At 66.8% G+C, this 22,708-nt stretch carries 18 protein-coding genes; 6 read left to right on the top strand and 12 right to left on the bottom strand.

Translation table 11 applies throughout. The features are described from left to right. Window positions 1-140 precede the first annotated feature (140 nt). A complete protein-coding gene (gene fdhF, locus AC1REK_RS24285) occupies window positions 141-2,915 on the bottom strand; it encodes a formate dehydrogenase subunit alpha (RefSeq protein ID WP_492269634.1) in 2,775 nt (924 codons plus the stop codon). Beyond that, window positions 2,912-4,624 carry an NAD(P)H-dependent oxidoreductase subunit E gene (locus AC1REK_RS24290; protein WP_492269633.1) on the bottom strand — a complete coding sequence of 571 codons (1,713 nt, stop codon included), beginning with the start codon at window positions 4,622-4,624 and terminating at the stop codon, window positions 2,912-2,914. Before AC1REK_RS24290 ends, fdhF begins: the two co-directional genes overlap by 4 nt. A 324-nt stretch (window positions 4,625-4,948) precedes the next feature. On the opposite strand from AC1REK_RS24290, the gene AC1REK_RS24295 reads away from it, so the two are divergent. The 4 genes from AC1REK_RS24295 to AC1REK_RS24310 all read left to right on the top strand — a co-directional run bounded on the left by AC1REK_RS24295 (window position 4,949) and on the right by AC1REK_RS24310 (window position 10,381). After that, window positions 4,949-7,126 (top strand): acetate--CoA ligase family protein, encoded by a 2,178-nt coding sequence (locus AC1REK_RS24295; RefSeq protein WP_492269632.1) that lies wholly within the window; start codon window positions 4,949-4,951, stop codon window positions 7,124-7,126. A gap of 184 nt (window positions 7,127-7,310) precedes the next feature. Further along, the gene (gene sucC, locus AC1REK_RS24300) at window positions 7,311-8,507 is read left to right on the top strand and encodes an ADP-forming succinate--CoA ligase subunit beta (RefSeq protein ID WP_492273826.1); all 1,197 of its coding nucleotides are present in this window, start codon (window positions 7,311-7,313) and stop codon (window positions 8,505-8,507) included. Window positions 8,508-8,519: 12 nt separating this feature from the next. After that, entirely contained in the window at window positions 8,520-9,449 is a 930-nt protein-coding gene (gene sucD, locus AC1REK_RS24305; RefSeq protein WP_327522839.1) for a succinate--CoA ligase subunit alpha, read from the top strand. A gap of 206 nt (window positions 9,450-9,655) precedes the next feature. Further along, the gene (locus tag AC1REK_RS24310; protein ID WP_327522838.1) at window positions 9,656-10,381 is read left to right on the top strand and encodes a GntR family transcriptional regulator; all 726 of its coding nucleotides are present in this window, start codon (window positions 9,656-9,658) and stop codon (window positions 10,379-10,381) included. Window positions 10,382-10,391: 10 nt separating this feature from the next. On the opposite strand, the gene AC1REK_RS24315 is transcribed toward AC1REK_RS24310, so the two are convergent. The 5 genes from AC1REK_RS24315 to gcl are packed head-to-tail and all read right to left on the bottom strand — an operon-like array spanning window position 10,392 to window position 15,842. Further along, complete coding sequence (locus AC1REK_RS24315; RefSeq protein ID WP_492269631.1) at window positions 10,392-11,225, bottom strand: fumarylacetoacetate hydrolase family protein; 834 nt, start codon at window positions 11,223-11,225, stop codon at window positions 10,392-10,394. Between the two features lie 20 nt (window positions 11,226-11,245). Beyond that, window positions 11,246-12,298, bottom strand: coding sequence for a 2-dehydropantoate 2-reductase (locus tag AC1REK_RS24320; protein WP_492269630.1), 1,053 nt, complete (start codon window positions 12,296-12,298; stop codon window positions 11,246-11,248). A 19-nt stretch (window positions 12,299-12,317) separates the two neighbouring features. After that, window positions 12,318-13,208 (bottom strand): 2-hydroxy-3-oxopropionate reductase, encoded by an 891-nt coding sequence (gene glxR / locus AC1REK_RS24325; RefSeq protein WP_492269629.1) that lies wholly within the window; start codon window positions 13,206-13,208, stop codon window positions 12,318-12,320. 42 nt (window positions 13,209-13,250) lie between these two features. Beyond that, window positions 13,251-14,036 (bottom strand): hydroxypyruvate isomerase, encoded by a 786-nt coding sequence (gene hyi / locus AC1REK_RS24330; protein ID WP_492269628.1) that lies wholly within the window; start codon window positions 14,034-14,036, stop codon window positions 13,251-13,253. 33 nt (window positions 14,037-14,069) lie between these two features. Then, window positions 14,070-15,842: a glyoxylate carboligase gene (gene gcl / locus AC1REK_RS24335; protein ID WP_492269627.1), complete on the bottom strand. Its 1,773-nt coding sequence runs from the start codon at window positions 15,840-15,842 to the stop codon at window positions 14,070-14,072. A gap of 241 nt (window positions 15,843-16,083) precedes the next feature. On the opposite strand from gcl, the gene bhcR reads away from it, so the two are divergent. Both bhcR and AC1REK_RS24345 read left to right on the top strand, forming a co-directional pair. Next, window positions 16,084-16,920 carry an HTH-type transcriptional regulator BhcR gene (gene bhcR, locus AC1REK_RS24340; protein WP_492269626.1) on the top strand — a complete coding sequence of 279 codons (837 nt, stop codon included), beginning with the start codon at window positions 16,084-16,086 and terminating at the stop codon, window positions 16,918-16,920. 120 nt (window positions 16,921-17,040) lie between these two features. After that, the gene (locus tag AC1REK_RS24345) at window positions 17,041-17,448 is read left to right on the top strand and encodes an ester cyclase (RefSeq protein ID WP_492269625.1); all 408 of its coding nucleotides are present in this window, start codon (window positions 17,041-17,043) and stop codon (window positions 17,446-17,448) included. Window positions 17,449-17,455: 7 nt separating this feature from the next. Here AC1REK_RS24345 and sucD (AC1REK_RS24350) read toward each other — a convergent pair whose 3' ends face one another. The 5 genes from sucD (AC1REK_RS24350) to AC1REK_RS24370 all read right to left on the bottom strand — a co-directional run bounded on the left by sucD (AC1REK_RS24350) (window position 17,456) and on the right by AC1REK_RS24370 (window position 22,512). After that, window positions 17,456-18,337 carry a succinate--CoA ligase subunit alpha gene (gene sucD, locus AC1REK_RS24350; protein WP_492269624.1) on the bottom strand — a complete coding sequence of 294 codons (882 nt, stop codon included), beginning with the start codon at window positions 18,335-18,337 and terminating at the stop codon, window positions 17,456-17,458. Between the two features lie 3 nt (window positions 18,338-18,340). After that, entirely contained in the window at window positions 18,341-19,510 is a 1,170-nt protein-coding gene (gene sucC, locus AC1REK_RS24355; RefSeq protein ID WP_492269623.1) for an ADP-forming succinate--CoA ligase subunit beta, read from the bottom strand. 106 nt (window positions 19,511-19,616) lie between these two features. After that, window positions 19,617-20,378, bottom strand: coding sequence for a bestrophin-like domain (locus AC1REK_RS24360; protein ID WP_492269622.1), 762 nt, complete (start codon window positions 20,376-20,378; stop codon window positions 19,617-19,619). Between the two features lie 224 nt (window positions 20,379-20,602). Then, on the bottom strand, window positions 20,603-21,019 hold the full coding sequence (locus AC1REK_RS24365) for a DUF983 domain-containing protein (protein ID WP_492269621.1): 417 nt from the start codon (window positions 21,017-21,019) through the stop codon (window positions 20,603-20,605). A gap of 122 nt (window positions 21,020-21,141) precedes the next feature. Next, entirely contained in the window at window positions 21,142-22,512 is a 1,371-nt protein-coding gene (locus AC1REK_RS24370) for an aminotransferase-like domain-containing protein (RefSeq protein ID WP_492269620.1), read from the bottom strand. Between the last annotated feature and the right edge of the window lie 196 nt (window positions 22,513-22,708).

Genomic DNA, 22,708 nt, shown 5'->3' on the forward strand with positions numbered 1-22,708 from the left:
GACGAGCGTTGAACCGCCATTGTCGGGTCGTTCGGATGTCCGGGCAGAGTCGTGCCGGGACGCATCCACCATGCCGATGGTGGATGCGCAGAATCGCCCTGCTGTGTTCACAGTTCGCGCAGTGTGCTGCGCGCCGGGCCTTATTCGGCCGCCGTGGTCAGCGCCTGATCGACCGGAAGCGCCCTGACCGCGCAGAACTTGAACTCCGGGATCTTCCCGAACGGATCGAGCGCCGGATTGGTCAAAAGGTTCGCCGCCGCCTCCGCATAGCAGAACGGCAGGAACACCATGTTCTGCGGCACGTCCCGGTCGGAGCGCACCTTGACGGCGACGGCGCCGCGGCGCGTCTCCAGCCTGACGAAACCGCCGGGCACGATGCCGAGGCGGCCGAGATCGCGCGGCGACATCAGCGCCACAGCCTCCGGCTCGAGATCGTCGAGCACGCCGGCGCGCCGGGTCATCGAGCCCGTATGCCAGTGCTCGAGCACGCGGCCGGTCGACAACACCATCGGATACTCGTCATCCGGGACTTCGTCCGGCGCCACGATCTTGGCCGGCACGATCCTCGCCCGGCCGCTCTCGGTCGGGAAGCCGCGGGCGAAGATGATCTCGTTGCCCGGCTGGTCCGGTCCGTCGACCGGATAGGTCACCGCCCCCTCCCGCTCCAGCCGCTCCCAGGTGATGTTGCGGAAGGACGGCATGACCAGCGCCATCTCGGCAAAGACGTCGGCCGGGCCGTCATAGTTCCAGCCGCAGCCCATGCGCCGGGCGATCTCCTGGATGATCCACCAATCCTGCCGGGCATCGCCCGGCGGACGCAGGACCTGACGGGCCATCTGGACCCGCCTGTCGGTATTGGTGAACGTGCCGACCTTCTCGGCGAAGGCGGAAGCCGGCAACACGACATCGGCGTGGAAGGCGGTCTCGGTCAGGAACAGGTCCTGCACCACGAGATGGTCGAGCATCGCCAGCGCCTCGCGGGCGTGGTTGAGGTCCGGATCCGACATCGCGGGGTTCTCGCCCTCGATATACATGCCGTTGATCTGCCCGGCATGGATCGCATCCATGATCTCGACGACGGTGAGGCCCCGCTTCGGATCGAGCGACTGCCCCCAGAGATCCTCGAAGATCGCGCGAACGGCGTCCTTCTCGACCGATTGATAGTCCGGATAGACCATCGGGATCAGGCCGGCATCGGAGGCGCCCTGGACGTTGTTCTGGCCGCGCAGCGGATGCAGCCCGGTGCCGGGACGGCCGATCTGGCCGGTGACCATGGCGAGCGCGATCAGGCAGCGGGCATTGTCGGTGCCGTGGATGTGCTGGCTGACACCCATCCCCCAGAAGATGATCGAGGCGCGCGAGCGGGCATAGGCGCGCGCGACCTCCTTCAGCGTCTCGGCGGGAATGCCGCAAACCGCCTCCATCTTCTCCGGCGGGAAGGCCTGGATGCTCTCCTTCAGCCGCTCATAGCCTTCGGTGTAGCCGGCAATGTACTGCTCGTCGGTCAGGCCCTCGGTGATGATGGTGTGCAGCAGCGCGTTCAGCATGGCGACGTCGCTGCCCGGCTTGAAGGCGAGGTGCTTCCAGGCATGGCGCGAGAGCGTCTGCCGGCGCGGATCCATGACGATGAGCCTGGTGCCCTTCTTGGCCGCGTTCTTGATGAAGGTCGCCGCCACCGGATGGTTCACGGTCGGGTTGGCGCCGATGACGATGATCACCTCGGCGTCGAGCGCGGCCGCGAACGGCGCGGTGACCGCGCCGGAATTGACGCCCTCCATCAGGGCCGCCACCGAGGAGGCGTGGCAGAGCCTGGTGCAATGGTCGACATTGTTCGAGCCGAAGCCGGTGCGCACCAGCTTCTGGAAGAGATAAGCCTCCTCGTTCGAGCCCTTGGCCGAGCCGAAGCCGGCGAGCGCCTTGCGGCCCTTCTCGTCGCGGATGCGGTTCAGCCCCTTTGCGGCGAGGTCGAGCGCCTCCTCCCAGGACGCCTCGCGGAAATGGGTCCAGGGATTGGCGGGATCGACCTGGTCGCGCGCGTCCTTGGGCATGTTGGGCAGGCGCACCAGCGGCTTGGTCAGTCGGTGTGGGTGATGGATGTAGTCGAAGCCGAAGCGGCCCTTGACGCAGAGCCGGTTGCGGTTGGCCGGGCCGTCGCGGCCTTCGGCGTAGACGATCTCCTCGTCCTTGACGTTGTAGGTGACCTGGCAGCCGACGCCGCAATAGGGGCAGAGCGAATCGACCTTGCGGTCGGGCCAGACGGTGCGCGTCTGGTTCTCGTCGAGGAAGGCGGCCGGCATCAGTGCGCCGGTCGGGCAGGCCTGCACGCATTCGCCGCAGGCGACGCAGGTCGACTGGCCCATCGGGTCGTCGAAATCGAAGACGATCTTGGCGCCGGCGCTGCGATAGGCCATGCCGATCACGTCGTTGACCTGGACCTCGCGGCAGGCTCGCACGCACAGGCCGCACTGGATGCAGGCGTCGAGATTGACGCTCATCGCGGTGTGGCTGACATCCGAACTCCAGCGCCGGGCCGCGGGGAAGCGGCTTTCGGTGACGCCGGTCCGCTCGGCCCAGTTCCAGAATTTCGAGGTCGGATCGTGCGAAGTCTCGCGCGCCGGCTGGTCGGCGACGAGCAGTTCCATCACCATCTTGCGGGCCTTTTCGGCCCGCTCGGTCCCGGTATGGACCTTCATGCCGACGGTCGGCTTGCGCATGCAGGAGGCGGCGAGCAGGCGCTCGCCCTCGATCTCGACCATGCAGGCGCGGCAATTGCCGTCGGCCCGATAGTCGGGCTCCGGCGAGTAGCAGAGATGCGGGATCGCGGTGCCCAAGCGCTGCGCCACCTGCCAGATCGTCTCGCCATAGGCGGCCTCGACGCGCTCGCCATTCAGTTCGAAGCTGATGCCCTGGGTCATTCGGCGGCATCCCTCGTCATGAATTCCTCCGGGAAGTAACGCATCACGCAGGTCAAAGGGTTCGAGGCCGCCTGGCCGAGCCCGCAGATCGAGGCGTCGCGCATCGCCTGCGAAAGCTCGCCGAGCAGGTCCTGGTCCCAGACCGGGCGCTGCATCAGCACAACCGCCTTCTGCGTGCCGGCGCGGCAGGGCGTGCACTGCCCGCAGCTCTCATCCTCGAAGAAGCGCATCAGGTTGAGCGCCGCGCCGCGGATGTCGTCATGGTCGGAGAGCACGACGACCGCCGCCGAGCCGATGAAGCAGCCGTGCTTCTCCAGCGTCCCGAAATCGAGCGGAATGTCGTCCATCCGCGCCGGCAGGATGCCGCCGGAAGCGCCGCCCGGCAGATAGGCGTGGAAGCGGTGGCCGTCCTGCATGCCGCCGCAGAACTCGTCGATCAGCTCGCGGATGGTGACGCCGGCCGGGGCGAGCTTGACGCCAGGCTCCTTGACCCTGCCCGAGACCGAATAGCTGCGCAGGCCGGTGCGGCCGTTGCGGCCATGGGAGTTCCACCAGCCATTGCCCTTCTCGACGATGTCGCGGATCCAGTAGAGCGTCTCGACATTGTTGATCAGCGTCGGCTGGCCGAAGAGCCCGACCTGGAAGGGATAGGGGGGCTTGTGCCGCGGCAGCCCGCGCTTGCCCTCGATGCTTTCCAGCAGCGAGGATTCCTCGCCGCAGATATAGGCCCCTGCCCCGCGGCGCATATGGATGGCCGGCCCGCCCGGCGGCAGCTTGGCGATCTCGCGCGTCAGGATCTCTCGCGCCAGCGGATACTCGTCGCGCAGGTAGATGTAGACATCGGTGGCCGCGACGACGTGAGCGCCGATCAGCATGCCTTCGAGGAAGCGGTGGGGATCGGTGTTGAGGTAGTGCCGGTCCTTGAAGGTGCCGGGCTCGCCTTCGTCGCCATTGACCGCCATCAGGCGCGGGCCCGGCTCACCGAGCACGGCCCGCCATTTGCGGCCCGTCGGAAAGCCCGCGCCGCCGAGGCCGCGCAGCCCGGAATCGTCGAGGATGGCGAGGATCGAATCGACGCTGCGCTCGCCGGAGCGCAGGCTGTCGAGCAGGCCGTAGCCGCCCCCCGCGCGATAGGCGTCGTAGTCGACGTAATCGGCCATGTGCGGGTGTGTGTCGCCGGCCTCGATCGCGGCGAGGACGTTCTGCGTCGTCGCGGCATGGATGAAGTGATGGCCGACTTCCGCCACGGGCGCCTGATCACACAGGCCGAGGCAGGGCGCCCGGACGACCCGGACCGACGGGCCGACCGCATTGGTCAGGCTTTCGAGCAGCTCTTCCGAGCGATGCATCGCGCAGGTCAGGCTGTCGCAGACGCGCACGGTCAGCGGCGGAAGCGTCGGCTCGCCCTCCTTCACGATGTCGAAATGGGCGTAGAAGGTCGCGGTCTCGAAGACCTCGGCGAAAGAGAGCCGCATCTCGTCGGCCAGCGCCGCCAGATGCGCCGCCGAGATCTGGTGATAGCGGTCCTGGATCAGATGCAGGTGCTCGATCAGAAGGTCGCGCCGGCGCGGGCGCTCGCCGAGCAGCTCGGCGATCTCCTGCAGCGCACGAGGCTCGACCTGCCGGCCCTTGGGTGTCGATCTGGCGCGCTTCCGGCCGAGGCCGGGATGCTCGAAAGCATGGACATTCTGGCTGTGCTGCCCGCTCATAGGCCGAACCGTCCTCCCCACCGGGAACCAAGGCCCCGTCTGCCCCGTGCTGTTATCCCAGCACTTGCGGCAAAGCGCGACGATATCCGAAAGATTCTAAGGTGCCAACCTCTGGCATGCATAATGCCAGATTGAAAACAACCGCCCGTGGGGCATCCGCACACACCACTCACCTTCTCAGATTCGGACCCTCACTCCCCTCTTGACAGCGGCATGGATTGGCATGCCAAATACCAATCAAGATCCCGAACCAGGCGGACGCACCGAAAAACGGGCAGCCCGACGAGGATCGGCAAAAGAAGATTCCAAGGGAGGAAGTGCATCATGGCGACGCAGGCTGCCCTCAAGATCAAACCCGGTGAAACAGCAGGAGACCAGGCGACCGTCCGCAAGGTCCTGGACGGGGTCAAGGCAGATGGCCGCACCGGCCTGACCGCCCCCGAGGCCAAGCTGGTCTGCGACGCCTACGACATCCCGCTGCCCAAAGAAGGCCTCGCCAAATCGGCCGACGAGGCCGTCAAACTGGCGAGCGGGATGGGCTACCCCGTCGTCATGAAGATCGTCTCGGCGGACATCCTGCACAAGACGGATGCCGGGGGCGTGATCGTCGGCGTCAAGAGCGACGCCGAGGCCCGCTCCGCCCATGACACGATCCTAGCCAATGCCAAAAAGTACAAGGCCGACGCCAAGATCGAGGGCATCCAGGTCCAGCAGATGCTGCCCTCGGGCGCGACCGAGACGCTGGTCGGCGCGATCACCGATCCGTCCTTCGGCAAGCTCGTGGCGTTCGGTCTCGGTGGCATCCTGGTCGAGGTGCTGAAGGACCTGACCTTCCGCCTCGCGCCGGTCAATGAAGCGCAGGCGCTCGACATGATCGGCTCGATCAAGGCCAAGGAGATGCTCGACGGCGTGCGCGGCGGCGATCCGGTCGACCGCAACGCCCTCGCCGCCATCCTTGTCCAGGTCTCGGCTCTGCTCGAGGACTTCCCGGAGATCGAGGAGCTCGACCTCAACCCCGTGTTCGCGACGAAATCCGGCGCGACCGCGGTCGATGCCCGCATCGTCTGCAATTTCGAGGCGCGCAAGGAACGCTTCCGCCCGGACCAGGATGCCATCGTCACGGCGATGAACCGCATCTTCCATCCGAAGGCCGTGGCGGTGATCGGCGCCTCCAACGAAGCCGGCAAGATCGGCAATTCGGTGATGAAGAACCTGATCAATGGCGGCTACAAGGGCACCATCGTTCCGGTGCACCCGAAGGCCGACACGATCGAGGGCATCAAGGCCTACAAGTCGATCCTCGACTATGACGGCGTTGTCGACGTCGCGGTCTTCGCCGTTCCGGCCAAGCTCTGCAACGGCGCCATGGACGAGGTCGGCCGCAAGGGCGTGCCCGGCGCGGTGATGATCCCCTCCGGCTTTGCGGAATCGGGCGAGCCGGAGTTGCAGGAAGAGCTGCTCGCCACCGCCCGCAAGCATAATGTCCGGATCATGGGGCCGAACATCTACGGCTTCTACTATACGCCGGAGAACCTCTGCGCGACCTTCTGCACGGCGTTCGACGTCAAGGGCAAGGCGGCCCTGTCCTCGCAGTCCGGCGGCGTCGGCATGTCGATCATCGGTTTTGCCCGCTCGACCAAGATGGGCGTCTCCTCGATCGTCGGACTCGGCAACAAGTCGGACCTCGACGAGGACGATCTCCTGACCTTCTTCGAGCAGGACCCGAACACCTCGGTCATCGCGATGCACTGCGAGGATTTGAAGGACGGCCGCGCCTTCTCCGAGGTCGCCGAGCGCGTCTCCAAGAAGAAGCCGGTGATCGTGCTGAAGGCCGGCCGTACGGCCTATGGCGCGAAAGCCGCCGCTTCCCATACCGGCGCGCTCGCCGGCAACGACAAGATCTATGACGACATCCTCAAGGCTTCCGGCGTCATCCGCGCGCCCTCGCTGCGCGGCATGCTCGAATATGCCCGCGGCGTGCAGGTCCTGCCGGCGCCCAAGGGCGAAAACGTCCTGATCATCACCGGCGCCGGTGGCTCCGGCGTGCTGCTCTCGGATGCCTGCTTCGACAACGGCCTGACGCTGATGAAGATGCCGGACGATCTCGACGCGGCCTTCCGCAAGTTCATCCCGCCCTTCGGCGCGGCCGGCAACCCGGTCGACATCACCGGCGGCGAGCCGCCGCTGACCTACCAGAACACGGTCCGGCTCGGCCTCAACGACGAGCGCATCCACGCGCTGATCCTGGGCTACTGGCACACGATCGTGACCCCGCCGCTGGTCTTCGCCGACAAGATGATCGAGGTCGTCACCGAGGCGCGCGCCAAGGGCATCGACAAGCCGATCGTCGCCTCGCTGGTCGGCGATGTCGAAGTCGAGAAGGCCTGCGAGAAGCTCTACGACCACGGCATCGTGGCCTATCCGTACACCACGGAAACGCCAGTCGAGGTGCTGGGCGCCAAGTACAAGTGGGCGCGCGCTGCCGGCCTGATCAAGGGCTGAGCGCCAGGCTCCCGCTTCCGCCGACGTCCGGATTCCGCCCGCCGTCGGCCACACGCACCGCGTGACCGCCGCTGCCTTCCTGCAGGAGGGCAGCGGCCCCATAAAATCGTCAAGGCTTGTGTTCCGAATGGCCGGCGCCTCGGAAAGGCCCGGTCGCTCTCCCCGACATTCGAGAGAGATCGCGATGAACATCCATGAATACCAGGCGAAGGGGTTACTGAGAGAATTCGGCGTACCTGTCCCGGACGGCTTCCCGGTGCTCTCGACCGAGGATGCCGACGCCGCCGCGAAGCGCTTGCGCGGGCCGGTCTGGGTGGTGAAGTCCCAGATTCATGCCGGCGGCCGCGGCAAGGGCACCTTCAAGGAGCCGGAGGCCGGCGAGAAGGGCGGCGTGCGCCTGGCGAAATCGATCGAGGAAGCGAAGTCGTTCGTCGACCAGATGCTCGGCCGCACGCTCGTCACCGTGCAGACCGGCCCGGCCGGCAAGCAGGTCAACCGGCTCTATATCGAGGACGGCTCGCTGATCGACCGCGAGTTCTATCTCTCGGCGCTGGTCGACCGCGAGACCTCGCGCGTCGCGTTCGTGGTTTCGACCGAGGGCGGCATGGACATCGAGGCGGTCGCCCATGACACGCCCGAGAAGATCAAGACCTTCTCGGTCGACCCTGCCATCGGCGCCATGCCGCTGCACGGCCGAACGGTCGCCGAGGCGCTCGGCCTGTCCGGCGACCTCGCCAAGCAGGCCGAGGATCTGACGGCGAAGCTCTATGCGGCCTTCATCGCCAAGGACATGGCGATGCTCGAGATCAACCCGCTGATCGTCACCAAGGACGGCAAGCTGCGCTGCCTCGACGCCAAGATCTCGTTCGACGACAACGCCCTCTACCGGCACCCGGACGTCTACAATCTGCGCGACGAGACGGAGGAGGACGCCAAGGAGATCGAGGCCTCCAAACACGACCTCGCCTATATCGCGCTCGACGGCACGATCGGCTGCATGGTCAACGGTGCCGGCCTCGCCATGGCGACGCTCGACATCATCCAGCTCTACGGCGAAAGCCCCGCGAACTTCCTCGATGTCGGCGGCGGCGCCTCCGAGGAGAAGGTCACCGCAGCCTTCAAGATCATCACCGCCGATCCGAATGTGAAAGGCATCCTGGTCAACATCTTCGGCGGCATCATGAAGTGCGACGTCATCGCCCGCGGCGTCATCGCGGCGGTGAAGACGGTCGGACTCGAAGTGCCGCTGGTGGTGCGGCTGGAGGGAACGAACGTCGAGCAGGGCAAGGCGATCATCCGATCCTCCGGGCTCAACGTCATCCCGGCCGATGACCTCGACGACGCGGCGCAAAAGATCGTCGCCGCCGTGCGCAAGACGTGAGGGGGAACAAACATGTCCATCCTGATCGACAAGAACACCAAGGTCATCTGCCAGGGCTTCACCGGCAAGAACGGCACCTTCCACTCCGAGCAGGCGATCGCCTACGGCACCAAGATGGTCGGCGGCGTCGCCCCCGGGAAAGGCGGCCAGAACCATCTCGGCCTGCCGGTCTTCAACACCGTCGCGGAAGCCAGGGCGAAGACAGGCGCAGCGGCGTCCGTCATCTATGTGCCGCCTCCGGGCGCGGCGGATGCGATCTGCGAGGCGATCGACGCCGAGGTCCCGCTGATCGTCTGCATCACCGAGGGCATCCCGGTGCTCGACATGGTCCGCGTCAAGCGCATGCTGAGCGGCTCGAAGTCTCGGCTGATCGGGCCGAACTGCCCGGGCGTCGTCACCGCCGGCGAAAGCAAGATCGGCATCATGCCGGCGAACATCTTCAAGCCCGGCTCGGTCGGCATCGTCTCCCGCTCCGGCACGCTGACCTATGAGGCGGTGTTCCAGACCTCGTGCGAGGGCCTCGGCCAGACCACGGCCGTCGGCATCGGCGGCGACCCGGTCAAGGGCACCGAGTTCATCGACATGCTCGAAATGTTCCTCGCCGATCCCGCAACCGAGACGATCATCATGATCGGCGAGATCGGCGGCTCGGCCGAGGAAGAAGCGGCCCAGTTCATCAGGGACGAAGCCAAGCGCGGGCGATCCAAGCCCATGGTCGGCTTCATCGCCGGCCGCACGGCGCCTCCCGGCCGCCGCATGGGCCATGCCGGCGCGATCATCTCCGGCGGCAAGGGCGGCGCGGAAGACAAGATCGCCGCCATGGAGGCCGCCGGCATCCGGGTCTCGCCCTCGCCGGCGCGCCTTGGAAAGACGCTGGTGGAGCTGCTCAACGGCGAGGTCGGCGTCAAGAAGCGCTGCGCCGAGATCGAGTGGTCCTTCTGATTCCCGACGGTCTCCTTCCCGCACCAGGCAAACCCGTTATAGCCGCCGGACAACCGGCGGATCCGGCCTCCTCCTGACTGAGAGCCCGTGTCCATCAAGGTCGCGGGCCTCATTTTTGGCTGCCGCAGGGGCAGCCAACCTCACCTCCTGCATGGACGTGGCGCGCTCACGGCGTTATGCGCTGCAGCGATGCAGGAGCCGCGACCGTGAAAGCCCCCAGCGCAAACACCACTCTCGCCGCCGCGACCCAGGGCCTTGCGCTGAAGCGCTTCGCTCCGGAGGAGACCTTCAAGACCAAGGTCTATGCCGCGCTGAAGCAGGCGATCATCACCATGGACATCTACGCCTCGCCCGAGCCGACCTGGATCGACGAGCGCCAGCTCTCCGAGCAGCTCGGCGTCAGCCGCACCCCGGTGCGCGAGGCCGTCGCCATGCTGGAGCAGGAGGGACTGGTGAAGTCGATGCCGCGCCGCGGCATCATGGTGCTCAAGAAGACCAAGAGCGAGATCGTCGAGATGATCCAGGCCTGGGCGGCGCTGGAGAGCATGGCCGCGCGCCTCGCCGTGGAGCGGGCCAGCGATGCCGAGATCGGCAAGCTTCGTACGCTCTTCAAGGCTTTTGACGAGGCACACAGGCCGTCCGACCATGTCGGCGAATACTCGTCGGCCAATCTCGTCTTCCACCAGACGCTGATCGGGCTGAGCAAGTCGCAGCTGCTCGTCGAGATGACCGACAATCTGCTGCTGCATGTGCGCGGCATCCGCCAGATGACGATCGGGCGCGAGGACCGCGCCAGCCGCTCCATCGTCGACCACCTGCAGATCATCGAGGCGCTCGAACGCCGCGACGTCGCCCTGGCCGAGCGCCTGTCGCGCGACCACACGCTGGGCCTTGCGGCCTTCGTCGACCAGCACGCCGACATCTTCGACTGAGACGCCTAGCTCAACCGCCCTGCACGAAGCTGTTGGTCAAAGTGCCGATCCCCTCGATCACCACCTCGACCGTGTTGACCGGCTCCTTCATCGTGCCGACGCCGAGCGAGGTGCCGCAGCAGATCAGATCCCCGGGCAGCAGCGTCATGTCGTGGGAGAGCCGGCTGACCAGCTCGTGCGGTTGGAAGACCATGTCGGCGACCGGGTAGTTCTGGCGCTCCTGGCCGTTCAACAGCGTGCGAACCGTCAGTTCGCGCGGGTCGAGGCCACTCGTCACCACCGGACCGAACGGGCAAAAGCCGTCGAAGCTCTTGGCCCGCACCCATTGCGGGAATGTCGGGTCGGCGGCGATCAGATCCAGCGCCGTGATATCGTTGACGCAGGTGTAGCCGAAGATGAAGGCGCCGGCCTCATACGGGCTGACAGCGCTGCAGCGCTGGCCGATGACGATGCCGAGTTCCCCTTCATAGACCACCTTGCCGGCATAGGATCGCGGCCGCGGGATCGTCGCGCCCGGTGCCGCCACGCAGGACGGAGCCTTCATCAGATAGAGCGGCTCCGCCGGAACGGGATTGGACAGCTTCGCGGCGAGCGCGTGGAAGTTGTTCCACAGGGCGATGATCTTGGACGGCGCCGTCGGTGCCAGCAGCGTGACCTCGGCGAGTGCCATGGTCTCGCCGGTGGGCCGCGCCTCCGCGAACATGTCGCCTCGATGGACCGCGATCCGCTGCCCCTCCAGCCGGCCGAAGCCCTCGCGTCCGTCATGTGCGAAGCGCAGCCAGTGCGACGGCGCGTTTCCGGGTACCGCCCGCGCCGTCTGCCGGATTGCCGTGATCGTCGACATCGCTCGTATCTCCTCCGGCCTCAGGACGCCGCCAGTTCGGGCAGCGGCAACGCCCGCGTTCCCTGCGGCGCCTTCGCAAAAGCCTCCGGCGGGAAGGTCGGATAGAGCCCCTTCACGCTCGCCGCCTGCTGCACGAGGCCGAGCACGGCGTCGATATAGGGCGTCGGGATCTCGACGAGGCACCCCATCTCCTGCACGGCGCCGAGCAGGGCATCGATCTCGAGCGGGCGGCCCTTCTCCAGATCCTGGAGCATGGAGGTGCGATGGGCGCCGACGCCGGCCGCGCCGTCGATCCGGCGCTCGACATCGACACGGAAGCGGGCGCCGAGCCTTTCGCCGATCTGCTTTGCCTCCAGCATCATCTTGCGGGCGAGCGCGCGCGTACCGGGATCGGTCGCGACGATGTCGAGCGTCGCATGGGTCAGCGCCGAGATCGGGTTGAAGCAGAGATTGCCCCAGAGCTTCAGCCAGATATCGTCCCGGATATCGGTGAAGAGCCTCGGCTTCATGCCGCCGGCGGCGAGCGCATCGGAAAAGCGCGTCAGCCGCTCGCTCTCCTGGCGGTTGGGCTCGCCAAGCCCGAACTGGTCGCCATAGATGTGCCTGATCACGCCCGGCTCGGTGATCTCGGTCGCCGGGTAGACCGTGCAGCCGATGACGCGCTCCGGACCGATCGCGTGCCATTGCCGATCACCTGGATCGACGCTGCGCAGGCGCAGATCGGCATAGGGGTGATCCAGCCCGTAGAAATACCACCAGGGCACGCCGTTCTGGGCGGTGACGACGGCGGTGTCCGGCCCGAGCAACGGCTTCAGCTCCTCCGCCGCCTCCCAGGCCTGGTGGGCCTTGAGCGCGACGATCACCACGTCCTGATGGCCGAGATCGCGCGGATCCCGGCTCGCCGGCATCCGCTCGGTGATCGTCTCGGTCTTGGTGACGAGGGTCAGGCCCCTGGCCTTGATCGCTTCCAGATGCGCACCGCGCGCGACGAGCGAAACATCGAGCCCGCCGCGCTTGAGCATCACGCCCATATAGCCGCCGATCGCGCCGGCGCCGTAGATGCAGATCTTCATGGGCCTCCCCTTTCCTTGGCTATGAGCTCGCGACCTCGTGGTTCGCCATGATCTCCAGCGCCCGCACCATGGCCGAATGGTCCCAGTCCTTGCCGCCATGAGCAGCGCAGGCGTTGAACAGCTCCTGCGCCGTCGCGGTGTTCGGCAGCGACACGCCGAGCGAGCGCGCGCTCTGCAGCGCGAGGTTCAGGTCCTTCTGGTGCAGCCCGATGCGGAAGCCCGGGTTGAAGGTCCGCTTGATCATGCGCTCGCCATGGATCTCGAGAATCCTCGAGGAGGCGAAGCCGCCCATCAGCGCCTGGCGCACCTTGCCCGGGTCGGCGCCGGCCTTGGACGCGAAGAGCAAGGCCTCGCCGACCGCCTCAATGGTCAGCGCGACAATGATCTGGTTGGCGACCTTGGTGGTCTGGCCGTCGCCATTGCTGCCGACCAGCGTGATGTTCTTGCCCATCAGCTCGAAGAGCGGCCTCACCCGGGCGAAGGCCGCTTCCGGCCCGCCGACCATGATCGTCAGGCTGGCCGCCTTGGCCCCGACCTCGCCGCCGGAGACCGGCGCGTCGAGATAGAGGCCACCGGCCCTCTCGATCCTCTGCGCGAACTCCTTGGTCGCCATCGGCGAAATCGAGCTCATGTCGACAACGACCTTGCCGGCCGACAGGCCGGCGGCGACGCCATCGGCCGAGAAAAGGACATCCTCGACCTGCGGTGTGTCGGGGAGCATCAGGAAGACGATCTCGCTCGCCGCCGCGACCGCTTTCGGCGTCGCATGGACGACCGCGCCCCTCTCGACGAGGTCCTGAGCCACCGGCTTGTGGTGGCTGGAACCATGCAGCCGATGGCCGGCGGCGAGCAGATGCTCTGCCATCGGGCGCCCCATGATCCCCAGTCCGATGAAGCCGATATCCATCATGTCGCTACCTGCCGTTTCGCGCGTCGTTCGTCCGTGTACCGGTCAGGCGGCGAGCGTCGTCGCGGGCAGCCAGGACAGGCCTTCGCGCGTTTCGCGCGCGGGCTTGTATTCGCAGCCGACCCAGCCGGCGTAGCCGATGGCGTCGAGATGCCGGTACAGGAAGGGGAAGTTGATCTCGCCGGTGCCGGGCTCGTTGCGGCCGGGATTGTCGGCGATCTGGATATGGCCGATCCGATCGAGATTGGCCTCGATCGTCCGCGCCAGATCACCCTCCATGACCTGCATGTGATAGACGTCGTACTGCAGGAAGACATTGGTGGAGTCGACGTCTTCGAGCAGCTTCAGCGCCTGCGCGGTGCTGTTCAGGAAGAAGCCGGGCATGTCGCGCGTGTTGATCGGCTCGACCAAGAGCGCGATGCCCTCCTGCGCCAGCTCATGGGCGGCAAAGCGCAGATTGTTGACCAGGGTCTCGTGGAGTCTGGCGGGCTCAGCGCCTTGCGGTGCGATGCCGGCGAGGCAGTTGACCTGCCTGCAGCCCAGCTTGATGGCGTAGTCGATCGCCTGGAACAGGCCGTGCTGGAACTCGCTGATCCGGCCCGGCAGGATCGCGATGCCGCGTTCCCCGGCCGCCCAGTCGCCGGCGGGCAGATTGTGCAGCACCTGCGTCAGCTGCCAGCGCTCCAGCCGCTCAGCCAGCTCGTATTTGTCGTGGCCATAGGGGAACAGGTACTCGACGCCGTGGAAGCCGGCTTCCGCCGCCGCCTGGAAGCGCTCCAGGAAGGGCAGTTCGTTGAAGAGCATCGTCAGATTGGCGGCGAAGCGAGGCATGGGTCTCTTCCCTGATGGCTTTGGCCGGTCGGCTTACTGGGCGGGCTGCAGCTCGGGCTCGGGCAGCGGCAGGTCGAGCACCGCCTCGAACTCGACGACATTGTCGATCTCGGCGCCCATCGCGATGTTGGTGACCCGCTCCAGGATGAACTCCATCACCACCGGAACCCGGTATTCCGCGAGCCAGGCCCGGGCCTGGGCGAAGGCCGCCTTGAACTCGTTCGGGCTCTTGACCCGGATCGCCTTGCAGCCGAGCCCTTCGGCGACGGCGACATGGTCGACGCCATAGCCGCCGAGATCGGGCGCATTGACGTTCTCGAAGGCGAGCCCGACCTGGAAATCCATGTCGAAGGCGCGCTGTGCCTGGCGGATCAGGCCGAGATAGGAGTTGTTCACGACGATGTGGATGTAGGGCAGCTTGAACTGTGCCCCGACTGCCAGCTCCTCGATCAGGAACTGGAAGTCGTAATCGCCCGAGAGCGCCACGATCTCGCGCTCGGGGTCGGCGGCGCGCACGCCGAGCGCCGCCGGCAGGGTCCAGCCGAGCGGGCCGGCCTGGCCGCAATTGATCCAGTGTCGCGGATTGTAGACGTGCAGGAACTGGGCGCCGGCGATCTGCGACAGGCCGATGGTCGAGACGTAGCAGACGTCGCGGCCGAAGGCCTCATTCATTTCCTCATAGACCCGCTGGGGCTTCAGCGGCACCTCGTCGAAATGGCTCTTGCGCCCCATGGTTTCGCGCCGGCCGAGGCATTCGTTTGCCCAGGCGCTGCGGTTCCTGAGCTGCCCCCTGCCTTCCTGCTCGCGCGCAACGGCGACGAAGAGCTCCAGCGCCGCCTTGGCGTCCGAGACGATACCGAAATCCGGATCGAAGACGCGGCCGATCTGGGTCGGCTCGATATCGACATGAACGAATTTGCGCCCCTTGGTGTAGGTCTCGATCGAGCCCGTATGCCGGTTGGCCCAGCGATTGCCGATGCCGAGCACGAAGTCGGAGGCGAGCATCGTCGCATTGCCGTAACGGTGGCTGGTCTGCAGCCCGACCATGCCGGCCATCAGCGGGTGGTCGTCGGGGATCGCGCCCCAGCCCATCAGCGTCGGCACCACCGGCACGCCGGTCAGTTCGGCGAACTCGACCAGAAGCTCTGCGGCGTCGGCGTTGATGACGCCGCCGCCGGCGACGATCAGCGGCCGCTCCGCGGCAGCCAGCATCGCCATCGCCTTCTCGATCTGGCGGCGCGAGGCGGCCGGCTTGTAGACCGGCAGCGGCTCATAGGTCTCGTCGTCGAATTCGATCTCGGCCATCTGGACGTCGACCGGCAGGTCGATCAGCACCGGGCCTGGACGACCCGAGCGCATGATGTGGAAGGCCTGCTGGAAGACGCGCGGCACCAGGGCCGGCTCGCGCACCGTCACCGCCCATTTGGTCACCGGCTTGGCGATCGCCTCGATGTCGACGGCCTGGAAATCCTCCTTGTAGAGCCGGGCGCGCGGCGCCTGACCGGTGATGCAGAGGATCGGGATGGAATCGGCGCCGGCCGAATAGAGCCCGGTGATCATGTCGGTGCCGGCCGGGCCTGACGTGCCGATGCAGACGCCGATATTGCCGGCCTTGGCCCGGGTATAGCCCTCGGCCATATGCGAGGCGCCCTCGACATGGCGCGCCAAGATATGGTGGATCGAGCCGCGGCTCTTCAGGGCAGCATAGAGCGGGTTGATCGCCGCGCCCGGCACGCCGAACGCCTGGGTCACGCCTTCGCGCTCCAGAACCCTGACCGCAGCCTCGACAGCTCGCATTTTCGGCATGCCCGTTCTCCCGCGAGAAAACCGCTATTGGCATACCAAATGCCAGATACTGGCGTCGGTCAATTTATTTCAGAATATTTTTTCATACTCTCGAGAAATATAATTATCTGTTTTATATCCGTGCCTTATCTTTAATCATGTCATCGCTAGCCAGAAGCCCGAAAAATCATTTCGCTTTGAATTCGCCATGGCAGCCCGCCTGTGCTCTCATGCTTGCAAGCTGGCGATCACGGAGGCGCGCATGAGCGCGATCGAGCAACGCAAGGGACGCGGGCGACCACGCTCGCTGAAGGCGGCGGTCGTCGGCGGGGCGGTGCAGGCGCTCGATCGCGGGCTGACATTGCTCGAGATCCTCGCCGAGGAAGACGGGCTGACGCTCAGCGAGCTCAGCCGCCGCTCGGGCGTCTCGGCCTCCACCGTGCACCGGATCCTGCTGACCCTGGAGAGCCGCGCCTACGTCCAGCACGACATGGAGCGCGGCCTCTGGCTGGTCGGGGTCGGCGCGTTCAAGACCGGCTCGGCCTTCCTGCGCAATCGCCGCGTCGCGAGCATGGGACGCGCCGCCATGCATGCGCTGATGGAGGCGACCGGCGAGACCGTCAATCTCGGCATCGAGGACGATGGCGAGGTCGTCTTCATCTCGCAGATCGAGAGCCATGACACGCTTCGCGCCTTCTTCCGGGCGGGCAGCCGCGGCGCGATGCACGCCTCGGGCGTCGGCAAGGCGCTGCTGGCCGAGTTTCCCGAGCACCGCGTGCGGCAGATCTGCGCCGTGCGGCGGCTCGAGCGCTTCACCGAGCACACGATCACCGATCTCGGCGAGCTCCTGAGCGAGCTCGCGGAGGGTCGCCGGAATGGCTGGGCGCTCGACGACGAGGAGCGTTCGCTGGGCATGCGCTGCGTTGCCGCCCCGATCTTCAACGAGCACGCGGAGGCGATCGCCGGCGTTTCCGTGTCGGGGCCGGCCGTGCGCGTGACCCCGCGCAAGCTGGACGATTACGGCCCGATGGTCCGCCGCGCCGCCGACGAGATCACCCGCTCGATCGGCGGCCGACTGCCGAAGCGGGAAGAGGCTTGAGCCAGCGCGTTGCGGATTGCTGCGGCACAGGGGAAGGTGACGACGCTGCCAGACGGACCGAACTCAGCAAAACTGCCGAACCTGCTCCGATGCCGGAGCCGCTTTTTGAACGAGGCCGGTATGAGCGCCGATGAGAACAAGCTGCTGGTGCGCGATTTCGTCGGGCGGGTCATCAACGGCCGGGACCTCGACGCGGCGGGCACCTATGTCGCCGAGGATGTCGTCGAACAGGTACCGTTTCCGGGACAAGGGCCCGGCCTTTCCGGGCTGAAGGACGTGCTGCGCGGGCTGTTCGCGGCCTTCCCGGACATGCATTGGACCATCGACGAGCAGATCGCCGAAGCCGACAAGGTCCTGACGCGCTTCACATGGACCGGCACGCATGATGGCGAGTTCTTCGGCGTTCCTGCCTCCGGCCGAACGGTATCGGTCTGGGGCATGGTGATCGATCGCATCGAGCGCGGCCGGATCAAGGACACGCGGATCCTGATGGATGCGCTCGGGCTGATGCGGCAGATCGGGTCCTGAGGCGAGGTCACCCCCGCCCGGCCAGCGCCTGCCTGACCGTCTCGCCGACAAGATGGGCGCTCGGCGCGATCCTGACCCCGGCCGCCTCCAGCGCCCTGATCTTGCCGGCGGCATCGCCCTTGCCGCTGAGCGCGAACGCTCCGGCATGGCCCATCCGGCGCTCGATCGGCGCCTCGCGGCCGACGATCAGGGCGACAACTGGCTTCGAGGTCCGGACGTCGGAGAGATAGTCGGCGACCTCTTCCTCCTGCGTGCCGCCGATCTCGCCGATCAGCACGACACAGTCGGTGTCGGCATCCTCCAGCAGGAGCGCGAGGCATTCGCGCATGCCGATACCGTGCACAGGATCGCCCCCGACCCCGATCGTCGACGATTGGCCGAGCCCCGCCGCGGTGACCTGCGCCACGACCTCGCTGGTCAGCGAGGCCGAACGCGAGACGATGCCGACGCCACCCGGACGTTCGCTGCCGGTCGCCATGACGCCGAGCTTGCCGACGCCCGGCACCAATATGCCCTGCGAGTTGGCGCCGACCAGGGTAGTGCGCCCGCCCTTCAGCGCAGCCTTCACCCGCACCATGTCGAGCGTCGGCACGCGCTCGGTGACGGTGACGACCAGCGGCATCTCGGCCTCGATCGCCTCGATCATCGCGGCGGCGGCATTGGCCGGCGGCACGAAGACGATGCTGGCATTGGCGCCGGTCTCGCGCCGCGCTTCTGCAACGCGCTCGTAGACGGGCAAATTCAGGTGCGAGCGACCGCCCTTGCCCGGCGTCACGCCGCCGACGACCTGGGTTCCGTACTCCATCATCCGCGCGACATGATGGGTGCCGGCCCAGCCGGTCATGCCCTGGCAGAGGACACGGGTCTCACGGTTCAGAAAGACGGCCATGGCTCAGGCTCCCCTCTGCGCCAGCGCGACAGCCTGCGAGGCGGCGGACCACATGTCGGGACAATCGATCACGGCGCAGCCGAAGTTCTGCAGGCGTGACCGGGCGAAATCGGCATTGTTGCCGGCCAGCCGCACGACCAGCGGCAAGGATCGCCCGCTACGGCGCAAGGCGATGCCGAGCCCTTCGGCGATGGTATCGCAGGGCTGCATGCCGCCGCCATGGACGTTGACCACGATCGCGCGTGTCGCCGGATTGTCGAGCAGCAGCCCGAAGCCATGAGCGATGTCGAGACTCTTGGCGGTGGTCCGGATATCCATGAAATTGGCCGGCCGGCCCTTGGCAGCGACGAGCATGTCGAGCGTGGCGAGGCCGAGCCCGGCGCCGTTCGCCACCATGCCGATGTCGCCATCAAGCTGGACATAGTTGAGCTGGTGGCGCTGCGCCTGCAGTTCGGCGGCGCTGCCATCATCCTCGTCGCGCAGCGCCGCCAGCTCCGGATGCCGGAACAGCGCGTTGTCGTCGAGCACCATCTTGGTGTCGAGAGCGACGAGTGCGCCCGCCGCCGTGACCGCAAGCGGGTTGATCTCGATCAGGCTGGCATCGAAATCGAGGAAGGCACGGCGCAGCCCGTCGACAAGGACGCAGCCCTGCTCGTGCAGCGCGCCGTCGAGCCCGAGCGCCGCAACGAAGGTCGCGACCTCCTTCCCCCGCGCCTCGCTGCCGTCGCCGAGGCCGAGCCAGTTGAGCCGGATGTCGCCGCTTGCCGCCTGCTCCTCGACATCGACGCCGCCCTTGGCGCTGCCGATCAGCATCAGCTCACCCGAGGAGGCATCGATCAGCAAGGCGAGATGCAGCTCGCGCACCGCGGCCACCGCGGCTTCGACGAGGACCCGCCTGATCTTCTGGCCGGCCGGCCCGGTCTGCGCGGTGACCAGCGAGCTGCCGAGCAGCCCGTCCGCGGCTGCCTCGGCGGCAGCGGGATCGTCGACCAGCCGGATGCCGCCGGCATTCTGGCGCCCGCCGGCATGAATCTGCGCCTTGACCATCGTGGGCCCGCCGAGACGCCGTGCGATTTCGCCGGCCTCGCGGCCCGTGATCGCGACACTGCCGTCCGGGACGTTCAGCCCGTAGCCCGCCAAGAGTTGCTTTGCCTGGAACTCGTGGATTCTCATGACCCGGTTCCTCCGCCAGGGGCAGTTCAGCGGCACCCTGATCTGGCATACATTATGCCAGAATCGAGATCACGGCAACTGTCCTCGCGGCGAACGGAAGGCCGGTCTATCGGGAGAGCGCATCGAGCACGCGGTCGATCGGCCCGCGGGAGACGCTCATCGGGCCGCCGAAGGGCACATCCATGTCCACGATCAGATAGATGGTCGCCGCCATGAGCGCCGCGGCCAGCAGGATGGACAGGACGACGATGAAGTTGGCCGGGGCGCGATAGCCGAAGCTTCCGAAGATCAGGGCCAGCCAGAGCACGACCATCGCGAGCAGCGCGGATGGGATCGTCCCGTCAGCCTGCTGAACGAGCTTCCAGCGCAGGTCGAAGACGGCCTGGTACTTCGTCAGCGCCTGCTCCCACAACGCCATCTGGGCGCCGCCCGTCGGCGTGATGGCGCGCAGGCTATCGCCCGCCCGGTCGAGCAGATCCTCGCCGCGCTGGCTTGAATCGGCCAAGCCGTTCGCCTTGGTCCGGGCGACCGCACTTGCCTGTTTCACATAGCCGAGGAGATCGCGGCGGGCTTCGTCTCCGGCCTCGCCGAAGCGCCGCAGGAGCTTGTCGAGCAGGATGATCTCGGTCGCGATGGCATGGACGTCCCGGTCGGCGGTTTCGAAGGTGTTCTTTGCCGAGTTGACCATCAGCCCGAGCACCAGCGAGGTCACGACGACGAAGACATTCGCCACCATCCTGATGATCGCGGCGGTGTCGTCCTGACGATAGCGATCGGGCAGCTTGCGATGCAGGAGCAGGCTCGCGAGACCGGCGCCGGACAGCAGGAAGAAGACGAGGATCGCAACGCTGAATTCGTGACCGGCCAACGGCGCGCCCTCCGGAAGATGGAGCTCCCGAGCCGCCGTTATTACAGAGCCGCTACGACTTTTTCCGGGCGCGCCCGGACCGAGGGCAAGGCAATATTCCGGATGCACCGGCGACGGGCCTGCAAGCCCGTCGCAGCAGGCCATCTATCGGCCGTCGCGTCACCGCTTCCTTACCGATGAGAGCGGCAGCAACGCTCGACCGAAGGCCGGCGCCGCGCCTCGTTTCAGCGCGGCGCGGCCTCGGGCGCCGGCGCCTCAACCGGGCGCGGCTTGGCGAGCCGGCCTTCCTCAGCCTTGAAGAAGTACTGCGAGGCCACGAGCCAACCTTTCAGCGGTCGCAAGGGCGGAATGCAGGTCACGAGTACGATCGGCAGCGTCGTCACCAGATGGACCCAGGCAGCCGGCTCATAGGCGAGCTCCAGCCAGAGCGCGAAGGACAGCGCCGGGATGCAGACGAACATCATGACGAAGAAGGCCGGCCCGTCGGCAGGATCGGCGAAGCTGTAATCGAGCCCGCAGGCCTCGCAGCGCGGCTTCAGCGTCAGAAAGCCGTCGAACAGCTTGCCTTCTCCACAACGTGGGCAGCGCCCGCGCATGCCGGTCTTGAACGGCGACAGCTTGGGCCAAGTACGAGGTTCCATCTTCCCCTCCGGGGCGTGCGTACCGTCTTTGTCGATCATGGCCGCACCATAGCAGTCATTTCCGATATTATATGCACTCAATTGCCAAATCAGCTGGGATTGCGACCCTATGCCTCAGCCACTCACAGGACAGTCGAGCTGATCTCGGGGGGATGTCCGAGCGCATGCGCCATGAATTCCAGCGCGCCGCGGACGGCATCGCGGCTTTGCGGGCCGCCCAGGCAGACCCGTACCGCTTCGGGGGGATTTCCGTCGGCGGCGAAGACATCACTTGCGGCCACGCCGATCCCTGTCGCCTGCATATGGCCGGCAAAAGCCGAGCGCGTCCAGGGAGCAGGAAGCTCGAGCCAGAGATTGAAGCTCAGCGGATCGGCCCGGAAGCTGCCGGGCGCCAGCACCTCCGCCGCGAGCCGCTGGCGGGCGCCGGCCTCCGCCCGTACGAAGCGCAGAATGGCGTCGGCCGTGCCATCCTCGATCCAGCGGGTCGCGATCGCCGCGGTCAAGGGCGAGGCCATGACGCTGGCAGCGCGCAGCGCCGCCGCGAAAGGCCAGCCCGAGCGGGCATCGGGCGTCACGACATAGGCGATGCGCAAGCCCGCCCCGATGCATTTCGACAAGCCGGCGACATGCCAGGTCAAGTCCGGCGCGATTGCAGCAAAGGGCGGCGGCGAAGCGGCTGGCACAAAGCCGTAGGCATCGTCCTCAATGATCGCGACACGATGGCGACGGGCGATCGCCGCAAGCTCGATACGGCGGGCCTCCGGCACTGTCAGCGTGGTCGGATTATGCAGCACCGGATTGAGGTAGAGCGCCTTCGGCTTCGCCTTCTCGCAGGCTTCGGCGAAGGCGGCAGGCATGATGCCGTCGCGATCCATGGCAATTCCGACCAGCCGGATCCCGAGCTGCGCGGCAATCGAGCGGATGCCCGGATAGGTCAGTGCCTCCGTCAGCACGACATCCCCCGGGCGCGCCAGCACGTTCAGCATGCCGAGCAGGGCGGAATGCGCGCCGGGAACGACGAACAGGCGCTCGACTGCCGGCGAGAGGCCGCGCCGGCCAAGCCAGATCGCGGCCGCTTCCTTGTCGGAGCGCGAGCCGCCGAAGCCCTGATAGCGCAGCAGCGAAACCAGATCGGCGCCGACCTCGGCAATGCCTTCGCGCATCCGGGCGATCAGGGCTGGATCATCGGGCTCGGGCGGCAGGTTCATCGAGAGGTCGATCTGCTCGGGCGCGATTGCGCGCCGCCTGACCGGCGCCTTGACGAAGGTGCCCTGGCCGACGCGCGACGCGACGAGCCCGCGGCGCTGGGCCTCGACATAGCCGCGCGCCACCGTGGTGAAGTCCACCGCCAGCCTGTTCGCAAGCTGGCGCTGGGGCGGCAATCGATCGCCGGCCGAGAGTCGGCCGTTGGCGATATCCTCGGCAATGGCCTCAGCGATCGCCAGATAGCGCGGCTTGTCGCTGCGCGTCAGGTCGGGCGTCCAGTCAACCATCGGCTTCGCACTCGCTCGGGACAGGGAAGGCGGTTCACGGAATTGACTGTATATTGTTGCACGCAACTCCTGTCACTACGTCTCAAGGTCGCAGCAAGGAAGAGCCGGGCGGGCGGGTTCCAGAGCCGGCCGCGATCGCTCTTCATGGAACCCGCGATTTACAGCCGGCAACTGCGCGCCTATAAAAGTGTCATCG

It is taken from the genome of Allobosea sp. GW823-FHT02B03, from assembly GCF_058797755.1.

Coding starts and splice junctions, on each gene's coding strand:
- fdhF (WP_492269634.1), bottom strand. CDS start 2,915: ATGACCCAGGGCATCAGCTTCGAACTGAATGGCGAGCGCGTCGAGGCC.
- AC1REK_RS24290 (WP_492269633.1), bottom strand. CDS start 4,624: ATGAGCGGGCAGCACAGCCAGAATGTCCATGCTTTCGAGCATCCCGGC.
- AC1REK_RS24295 (WP_492269632.1), top strand. CDS start 4,949: ATGGCGACGCAGGCTGCCCTCAAGATCAAACCCGGTGAAACAGCAGGA.
- sucC (WP_492273826.1), top strand. CDS start 7,311: ATGAACATCCATGAATACCAGGCGAAGGGGTTACTGAGAGAATTCGGC.
- sucD (WP_327522839.1), top strand. CDS start 8,520: ATGTCCATCCTGATCGACAAGAACACCAAGGTCATCTGCCAGGGCTTC.
- AC1REK_RS24315 (WP_492269631.1), bottom strand. CDS start 11,225: ATGTCGACGATCACGGCAATCCGGCAGACGGCGCGGGCGGTACCCGGA.
- AC1REK_RS24320 (WP_492269630.1), bottom strand. CDS start 12,298: ATGAAGATCTGCATCTACGGCGCCGGCGCGATCGGCGGCTATATGGGC.
- glxR (WP_492269629.1), bottom strand. CDS start 13,208: ATGATGGATATCGGCTTCATCGGACTGGGGATCATGGGGCGCCCGATG.
- hyi (WP_492269628.1), bottom strand. CDS start 14,036: ATGCCTCGCTTCGCCGCCAATCTGACGATGCTCTTCAACGAACTGCCC.
- gcl (WP_492269627.1), bottom strand. CDS start 15,842: ATGCCGAAAATGCGAGCTGTCGAGGCTGCGGTCAGGGTTCTGGAGCGC.
- bhcR (WP_492269626.1), top strand. CDS start 16,084: ATGAGCGCGATCGAGCAACGCAAGGGACGCGGGCGACCACGCTCGCTG.
- AC1REK_RS24345 (WP_492269625.1), top strand. CDS start 17,041: ATGAGCGCCGATGAGAACAAGCTGCTGGTGCGCGATTTCGTCGGGCGG.
- sucD (WP_492269624.1), bottom strand. CDS start 18,337: ATGGCCGTCTTTCTGAACCGTGAGACCCGTGTCCTCTGCCAGGGCATG.
- sucC (WP_492269623.1), bottom strand. CDS start 19,510: ATGAGAATCCACGAGTTCCAGGCAAAGCAACTCTTGGCGGGCTACGGG.
- AC1REK_RS24365 (WP_492269621.1), bottom strand. CDS start 21,019: ATGGAACCTCGTACTTGGCCCAAGCTGTCGCCGTTCAAGACCGGCATG.
- AC1REK_RS24370 (WP_492269620.1), bottom strand. CDS start 22,512: ATGGTTGACTGGACGCCCGACCTGACGCGCAGCGACAAGCCGCGCTAT.